Origin of the sequence: Methylobacterium sp. (assembly GCF_019745455.1) — a bacterium.
Classification (GTDB): Bacteria; Pseudomonadota; Alphaproteobacteria; order Rhizobiales; family Beijerinckiaceae; genus Methylobacterium.
In genome coordinates, this window is record NZ_JAIETD010000015.1 from 1 (window position 1) to 7,540 (window position 7,540).

Consider the following 7,540-nt stretch of genomic DNA (forward strand, 5'->3'; position numbering starts at 1 on the left):
CCAAGCATTTATAGAGTTAACAACGGCTTAGCGATTGGGGTCGGACAATCCCTCCGTGGCCGCCATTTATATCTAGCAAGTCTTTGATTGCGTTTGGAATCTTGTGATCGGCGGGGTTTTGGCCCCACGATTTACCCCAACAAGTCGCCGAGACCGCCTTGGACGTGAGTGGACGTCCGTCTGCGAGTCGGTCGTTGGCAGCTCACACATAGCTGGAAGATCGTGGACCGGTCCGTCGTGCCGAGGAAGCCTGCGGAACTGACGCGATTTTGCTGCTAGCCCATCTCCTTGGCCTGAACCTGTCTCGCGGCGTCCGAACGCGACTTCCTGGTTCTGGCTCTCGCAGCGAAATTAGCCAACTGCGCATTGTGCGCGCCGAGGCGCAGGGCCAGTAGTGCGTCGAGCCGGCTGTGGATGCGGTGTTCTGGATGCCGAGATGAACGACCTGCGACCGCAGGTCGCCGACGAACGGGGCTGTTGAAGCGTTGCCGTCCAAGCCTTCCCAGCTTTGCACTCCTGAAAGCCTGCCATGAGCCCCACCCGCATTATGATCATTCGTCACGCGGAAGAGCACGAGGTGTTCGGCATTACGAGCGAAGGCCAAGTCGATCCGCAAAGCCTTACCGTGCGCGGCTGGCAGCGCGCCGGGGCCCTCGTACCGTTCTTCTGCTCCGAGGCGCGACGTCTCCCCACTCCTAATGCGATCTTTGCCTCCGGCGTTGCGTCCAAGAGCGAAAGCAAGCGTCCTCAGCAGACTGTCGCACCGCTGCACGCGGCTCTGCGACAAAGGGGGCCTGTCGATTACAGCGAAGCCTTCGCGAAGCCGGACACAAGCGCATTGATGGCAGAGGTGATGACCTGTTCCGGGATCGTGCTGATCGCCTGGAACCACTCGCGGATCCCCGACTGCGTTTCCTCGCTGCCGAACCCACCGCGGGCACCCAAGGACTGGCCAGGGAATCGCTACGATCTCGTTTGGGTGCTGGACCGTACGGACGATGGTTGGACCTTCAGCGAGATCTCGCAGCGGCTATTGGCAGGTGATGCGAGCTGAAGCGCTTGCCGTCCTGGGTATGTGGGCCGGGCTGGAGAGACCAACCGCACTCGGCGGCTGCTCCCTCCGGTGATGTGAATTCAGATGATCCCCTTCTCAGGGTCTGATGGCTTTAGAGCCGTGTCCTGGCTCACGGCCGGGCCTGCGCCGGTGTTCTCGGCGTCAATCTCCTGCGCGGCCTCTGTCAGATGATCGTTCTCGCGGCCCTTCTGTGAGCCTTCCCGCTGCCAAATTTCACGGGCACGCGCTCTGATCCTCTCATCTCGGTCATCACTCATCATGAAGGCTCCTGCCGGCGGAATTTCGTGTCGCAAAGGAATTGCCAGGCGGCCGATCAACTCCGGACGGTTCCCGTGAGTTGCTGTCCATCTGCTTGCTCCGGCTCCTCGGGCGGCGTTCGCGCAAGCACGCCGCCTGCTGGAGCAGGAGAGGTCCATCGGCCGCCCGAGGTGCCGCCGGAGACGACGAGGACCTCGCCATCGTGTTCGGTCCAGTTGCAGGGCCGCCATCGCAGCATGTCGCCTAAACCCCGCTTGGTGCCGATCCGGGCTGGCGGTTCGTCCGAGTACTGGTGAGGAGAAGGTTCAGGCTCCCGAGCTTGCAGCGCAGTAACGAGATCTCAGCCTATGCTGATCCGGTACCGAGCGTGGCCCCAATCAGACAGGCCACTACAACGCGCATCAGGCGATATCCTCCGCGGCCTGCCTCATCGTTCTGATCCAGGCATTGAGTTGACGTCGCTCTGCAATGGCTCCGGCTGTGGGGTACCCGTGCTTGAACATGCCGTTCGCCTTGCCGCCGGGCGCGCGGCGCGATGCAACACCGTGCATGCGGCGGCAATTGTTCGTCATTGCCGATCCTTGCGCAACCTTCACAAGGGTCCGGCGTAGTACTCGCTCAGCTCCTCCCAATCTCGCCGTGATAAGAGCGCTTTATCGCCCCGCGAGAACTCAGGCGCGTTTCGCAGCTGCTCCTCCGTGATATTTGTACGAAAGCCGTGTAGCGTCGTGTCGTAGTGCAGTTGTTCCCACGGGATCGTGTGAACCTCGGAGCCCATGCCGAAGAGGCCTCCAAAGCTTGTGACCGCGTAGATGACTTGACCGCTAACCTTTTCAATGACGAGTCGCTTGATGGTTCCGATGGGCCTCTGATCTGCATTGTAGACAGCGGTTCCCTCGACGCGATCACTCTCGACGAGCGGATGGGCAGGGACCGAAGACGCATCTGTCTGTGACATGGCTCGTTTCCTCCACGATTTTTTTCCACCCTCGGAGAGAACAGCATCCGTGATCTGAGGCTCCAAAGAGCCAAGACTATAATATAAGACTTGCTTGATGTCTCGGTTCCGTCCTGGCCAGCTAGGCAGTAAATTTCTACTGCAGCGATCATAAGGGTTCCCAGTTGGTGGTTTACGGATCAGTAAGTCTCCACAGATGTGAAGAATATTGGTCCGATGAGTTCCCGAAAAGGGAGGCGTGACGATGCCTTGGTGGCGTCGACGCGCGCCACACCATGCATAGTGCTCGCGAGTATTTGGGCGTAGCATCCTAGATCGGTAGGGCGGTCCGGAGCTTCGACTGCTCGTCAAAGGAGATGGAGATCGCACATGTCCAAGATTTTCGAGGAACGAGAACGAGCTGCTGAGATGCTCTTCGTTCGCGCCGAGGAAGCACGGTTCATGATGCATTGCCAAGGTGTGCGCTCGCTTGCGGCTTATGCGGCATGGAAGCTTAGAATCGATGAGCAGGGCGCGACGGCTTACGCCCGCGAATTGCTGAGCGCTGCGATGGAGGGGGCGAAGGATGAGGATCTGGTTGAGCGGGTGCGCGCGGATCTGGCGGCAGGTGGAGTTATCGTTGATCCTGCCAGCCTTCGTCGCGAGTTGAACCGACCGACGACACAAGGTGTCTTCGCGGTCGGCCCGGCTGAGCCCCGCCAAGGAGCAGAGTCACGGGTCTAACCCTTGCCTCGTCCAAAGAACGTCATCGCCCTGGAATTGTGATCGTCGTTGAGCAGGGCGCCGATGCCGGCCCCTTCATGCTCCGCACCACGCGGAGCAGGTCGAGAAGGAGCGACGGCTCATCTCTGCTCGCACAAATGGGGCTCTGCAGGCGGCCAAGGCACGAGGGAAGCGTCCAGGCGGAATGGGGCAGAACAACCTGCGCCGGACCGCAAGGTCGAGGCCGTCGAGGGTGCGGAGGCCCGTGTATCGCTGTTTGAGGGGCTGCAGGCAGCCGGTCTCTCAGCCCGACATATCGCCTACGAACTGACCGAGCGAGAAGTGGCGACTCCAGCAAATGGCCGTTGTCACGCGCAGACCGTCATTCGGATCCTTCAGCGGCTTGATCCCTGTTTCGCAACCCAGGATGTGTCCTTACTGACACACCGTAGGCAGATCGCATCCTCCCCACTCATTTTCGTTCCGCTGAGTGAACCATCGGGCACGAACGCGACGTACCCGCAACGCCACGGCTCCCGCCGGGGAATGGTTCAACCTTAACTCAGGCACAGCCAATGTTCAGAAAGCTCATTTTTGCCAGCGCGGTCATCACGACGTCAGGCGCGGCGCTTGCCGCTGACCTTCCGCGTCGTGCCGCGCCCCCGGTCTTCGTCCAGGTCCCGGTCTTCACCTGGACGGGCGCGTATTTCGGTATCAATGCTGGCTACGTCTTCTCCGGCGAGACGCGCTTCGACCGCACCGTGGGCGATCTACCCAACAACAATGCGGCGCTCGCTGCCGGCCTGCGCCCCTTCGCGGCCCGTGTCAGGAACGAAGGCTTCACCGGGGGTGGCCAGGTTGGCTACAACTATCAGTTCACGCCGGGCAGCGGCGTCGTCGTCGGTTTTGAGGCGGATGCCGCCTACACCGACTTGGACCGCGTCTCGACCTTCAGCAACACCACGAATTTGGGACCGCTGGTGACGCCCGGCGCGCCCCTCACCACGCGCATCAACCAATATCGCGGTGGCCTCGACTATCTCGGCACAGTGCGCGGCCGCGTCGGCTACGCCTTCGACCGCTTCATGATCTACGGCACAGGCGGCTTCGCCTACGGCGGCGTCAACAACAGGGTGACTTTCGCTATCCCGGGTGGCACGACGCCGTTCTTCGAGGGGCGCCAGAATGACATGCAGACCGGTTACGCTTACGGTGGCGGCATCGAATACGCTCTTGCGACCGATAGCTTCCTGAACGTCTTCAAGTCGAGCGCCGTCACGATGAAGGTCGAGTACCTTCATTATGAGCTTGGGGGCGACCGCATCGCCATACCGGGCGTCAACGGCGGCCCTGGCAATTACAGTGCCCGCGTTCGCAATGAGGGGGACTTGGTTCGGGCTGGCTTGAACTACAAGTTCGGCACCTTCTAGTCCCCGATCAATCACAAGGGATGGACGCAGGCGGCGAGCCTCGCGTGATCCTTGCCCGGGGCCCCGTCGCCGCAGCGGCGGGGCCGCTTTCGTTGGGCCGGTCGCAGCAGTGGCGATAGCTGCAGGATCAGCGGCGGCTTGCGAAGGTCTCGGTGCCCTTGAGCCTCCACTCCTCGATCAGCGTCGCTTCTCCGCCGGGACCGGCAGCTTAGCAAGAACCTCCTCGCACATGCTGCCGAGGCTGCTGCGCATCACACGTCTCGCCCACTCGCGACGCCCGTCTTCCATCAGCTTGAGTGCTGTCTCCTGCGGCGTCTCCCTGGCGCAGGACCGCATGACCTTCATCAGCGGGTACTCGGCATCCCGCCCGCAAGCCTTCTTCGCTTGGAGGAACAAGCCGTATTCTTGAAACCGCTCCGGGCAGTCTTCTGCGCCTAGGACTGGAGCGGTAGAAAGGGTGCCGGTCACGACAGCAAGGCTGAGGCGAACGGACAGAGCTAATCGTAGAAGCATCGTGGCCTTGGCATTTTTTGGTGGCGTTATCGGCGCGAGGAACGTCGACATGAGCTGAACGGTTCAGCCTCATCGGTCACCTATTCCAACGGGTTCGTCGGCTAGAAGACGGAGTCTTCGCACCGCACCTAGCGCGAGCTTCGAGGAAGCGCCTCGGGCGGGTGACGCGGCGCTTTAAGCCAAGCACGGCCTGGGACCCCTTGCCGCCCGGTTCCTGAACTTGAGACTGCCCGCCTTCAAGCACCCTGACGAAACAACATGAACGGGTTGGATCGGTAACACCGGCTGCTCCACGCCGAGTGCGAACCACACCCATTTTCGAGGATCAGGTTCATCTGCGGCTCACGTTCTCAATGGCAGTGAGGCGCTGCCGCGCTCGACTGAAGCAGGCCGATTCGTTCGCCAGACGACCCATCGATGGCAACTCGCTTGGGCGCTGGATATCGCGGGGGGCAGCTGATTTGCCAGCCACCTGCGGGATGCGGAGGGTGACAGCAAATGGCCGACCGACCAACGACGAGAGAGCTTGTCGAGGCCGAGGATGTGACGGCTCAGTGTATCCGCGATGCGGTCGAAACCGTGCTCGCATATGGCGGCTCGCCGGTGTTTCCCATCGCAGACGGCTATCATCTCGATCTGCCCGCGGCCGTAAAAGGTTGCGATGGGACCGCGGAGGTGTTGGCCGATGCAAGGGTCGATGAGTCGGTGAAGCGCGTCGTCGCCTGCTGTGCGATCTTAGATGCGCACCCGGTGAAAGTAGTCACCGAAGTCGCTTCGGCGCCGATACCCTTCAGACGGTTTGACCTCGCCAGTCCTCAAGCTGTCGGCAAGGCGAACGGCTGACACAATTTATTGAATGAGCAAGGTATCCGCTGAACTCGGACCGATACCTTCCGGCACGGGTGCGGACGTTCGTTCCTAAGCGACGATAGCCAATGTTGAGGAGGCTCAAATTTCAGGAAGGCTGCCCGGCCAGGATGGGCCTCGGCGACGGTCGTCAAGATGCCGGCATGCTGGGCCGGCAGCGGCGGATTGGTCCGGCTGGCTCTGTTAACAGGGTCGAAACACCAAGGGTGTGATGGGGACGGGATGATCACATCCGCGCTTCTGTTTGCCGCTGGGGTCGCACTTGGGTGGCGCTATGGCCACGCGACGATCCTGTTGCTCGCCTCAGGGTGCCTCGTTGCTGCTTATGCTGCGGTCTGCCTCATCCGAGGAGAGTTCGGCGCGCTGGAGGTCCTGATCATTCTCGCCTATCTGACCGCTCTGCAAGGCGGGTTCCTTGTCGGTCAATATGTCCGGCGTGGAGACGAGACGCGCTGACGGTGAGGCAAGGGCGTCAGAACCAGACTACATCGCCGCTGACCAGGGAGATGGCGATCCAGAGCAGGACAGGCAGGAGACACATGGCGACAACCAGGGCCAGGCGTGGGCGGCGCGGCGGGGTCCCTAGTGGATCTGTGAGAGACATTGAGTGCCGATATCTGACAGGTCTGTGGCGACCGCTGCGACCACCGCATAAGCTGAGCCTTTGGACCGTCACGCTCTTACATTACAGAACTTGAAAAAGTTTCACTCAAAACCCACAACCCCGTCAGCCTGTATGACGAGCTCAGGTGGTATCCCAGCCTCCCCATCTGACGCGAACGCGCAGGAACGGCGAAGGCCTAACGACCGTTCCAGAATGGGATCGCGGAGCGGGCCCCGCGGGATCTCCACATGTATTGGGCAAGGCGCGATGACCGGTGCATCGACGCGCCCCATGGAGGAACCAGAGAATCCGAAGGCCCTGGATCACGGCGCCGCTGCCCAGCCATTGAGGACCAGCCAGAGGGGCTGTGCGGATATGCTATCCGCTCTGCCAGCGCGATTTTATCAAGCTGGTTCGAGGCTTAGTCGAGGCGAATTTCGACCTGCGCACGATCGGACCCACGATCTGGGGTTCGGACGTGGTCAGCAACCTCAGCCCAAAACACTTTTGGCTGGCAGCCGGCAGGACGCTGGCGTGTCGATCGCGCAGCTTGGAGGCCCCTCTCGGTAGATCCGAACAAGCGGCATCTCCTCGCCGTGGTCGATCGCGTACTGACGCTCCTCGTCCGCGTAGGCCCAGCTCCACTCGTCGGTGTGCTCGCCCTCAAGAAACACCCCCGCCCTGCAGCCCCAGCCATGAGCCCGCGCGACCTGCGCCTGCTCGTAGCTCACGGTGAAGTAGCCGAACTCGTGCAGGTCACCGTCTCGGCATAGAAGCTTGCCGTCGGGGGTGATGATGTCTCCGGGCTTGGCGCCGGCCGGGATGTCGATCGTCATGGGCTCGCTCCAGTCGCAGGATCTTTTGTCCCTTCGATCGCAGCTTGAATGAGATCGCTCAGCAGATCCATGGCTAGTTCTGGATCGTCCTGAGGATGCCGGGAGCCTTGCGGCGCTCATCATCGGCGAAGACGGAATTGAAGGCTCGAACAGAATGCGCTGATCGAAAGGCACGGCACGGTGTGGAGATCTTCGCACAGCACTTGCGTGCCTGAGGGGAAGGTCGTGTCCGTCAATGAGGTGGAAATTCGGGGTGGAGTTGGAGCGGCCATCGGTCAGGCGGCCTGAGGTGGAATT

The 7,540-nt window shown here is 61.4% G+C and carries 9 protein-coding genes; 5 read left to right on the plus strand and 4 right to left on the minus strand.

Annotated features, from left to right (window positions below; genetic code table 11):
* The first annotated feature begins 529 nt into the window (after window positions 1-529).
* Complete coding sequence (locus tag K2Y56_RS02120) at window positions 530-1,054, plus strand: histidine phosphatase family protein (protein WP_292504435.1); 525 nt, start codon at window positions 530-532, stop codon at window positions 1,052-1,054.
* 80 nt (window positions 1,055-1,134) lie between these two features.
* Here the strand turns inward: K2Y56_RS02120 and K2Y56_RS02125 are convergent, their stop codons facing one another.
* Together K2Y56_RS02125 and K2Y56_RS02130 are read right to left on the minus strand one after the other, a co-directional pair.
* The gene (locus K2Y56_RS02125; RefSeq protein ID WP_292504438.1) at window positions 1,135-1,335 is read right to left on the minus strand and encodes a DUF2934 domain-containing protein; all 201 of its coding nucleotides are present in this window, start codon (window positions 1,333-1,335) and stop codon (window positions 1,135-1,137) included.
* Between the two features lie 590 nt (window positions 1,336-1,925).
* Entirely contained in the window at window positions 1,926-2,291 is a 366-nt protein-coding gene (locus K2Y56_RS02130; RefSeq protein ID WP_292504440.1) for a PRC-barrel domain-containing protein, read from the minus strand.
* Window positions 2,292-2,660: 369 nt separating this feature from the next.
* Here K2Y56_RS02130 and K2Y56_RS02135 point away from each other — a divergent pair, with 369 nt between their 5' ends.
* Both K2Y56_RS02135 and K2Y56_RS02140 read left to right on the plus strand, forming a co-directional pair.
* Complete coding sequence (locus tag K2Y56_RS02135; protein WP_292504443.1) at window positions 2,661-3,014, plus strand: ATPase inhibitor subunit zeta; 354 nt, start codon at window positions 2,661-2,663, stop codon at window positions 3,012-3,014.
* Window positions 3,015-3,568: 554 nt separating this feature from the next.
* Window positions 3,569-4,423, plus strand: a complete 855-nt coding sequence (locus K2Y56_RS02140) for a porin family protein (RefSeq protein ID WP_292504446.1) — start codon at window positions 3,569-3,571, stop codon at window positions 4,421-4,423.
* A 177-nt stretch (window positions 4,424-4,600) separates the two neighbouring features.
* Here the strand turns inward: K2Y56_RS02140 and K2Y56_RS02145 are convergent, their stop codons facing one another.
* Entirely contained in the window at window positions 4,601-4,987 is a 387-nt protein-coding gene (locus K2Y56_RS02145) for a hypothetical protein (RefSeq protein WP_292504449.1), read from the minus strand.
* 447 nt (window positions 4,988-5,434) lie between these two features.
* Between K2Y56_RS02145 and K2Y56_RS02150 the strand changes: the two genes are divergently transcribed.
* Entirely contained in the window at window positions 5,435-5,779 is a 345-nt protein-coding gene (locus K2Y56_RS02150; protein WP_292504450.1) for a hypothetical protein, read from the plus strand.
* Window positions 5,780-6,025: 246 nt separating this feature from the next.
* Window positions 6,026-6,259, plus strand: coding sequence for a hypothetical protein (locus K2Y56_RS02155; protein WP_292504452.1), 234 nt, complete (start codon window positions 6,026-6,028; stop codon window positions 6,257-6,259).
* Between the two features lie 639 nt (window positions 6,260-6,898).
* Here the strand turns inward: K2Y56_RS02155 and K2Y56_RS02160 are convergent.
* A complete protein-coding gene (locus tag K2Y56_RS02160; protein ID WP_292504455.1) occupies window positions 6,899-7,243 on the minus strand; it encodes a hypothetical protein in 345 nt (114 codons plus the stop codon).
* Window positions 7,244-7,540 lie beyond the last annotated feature (297 nt).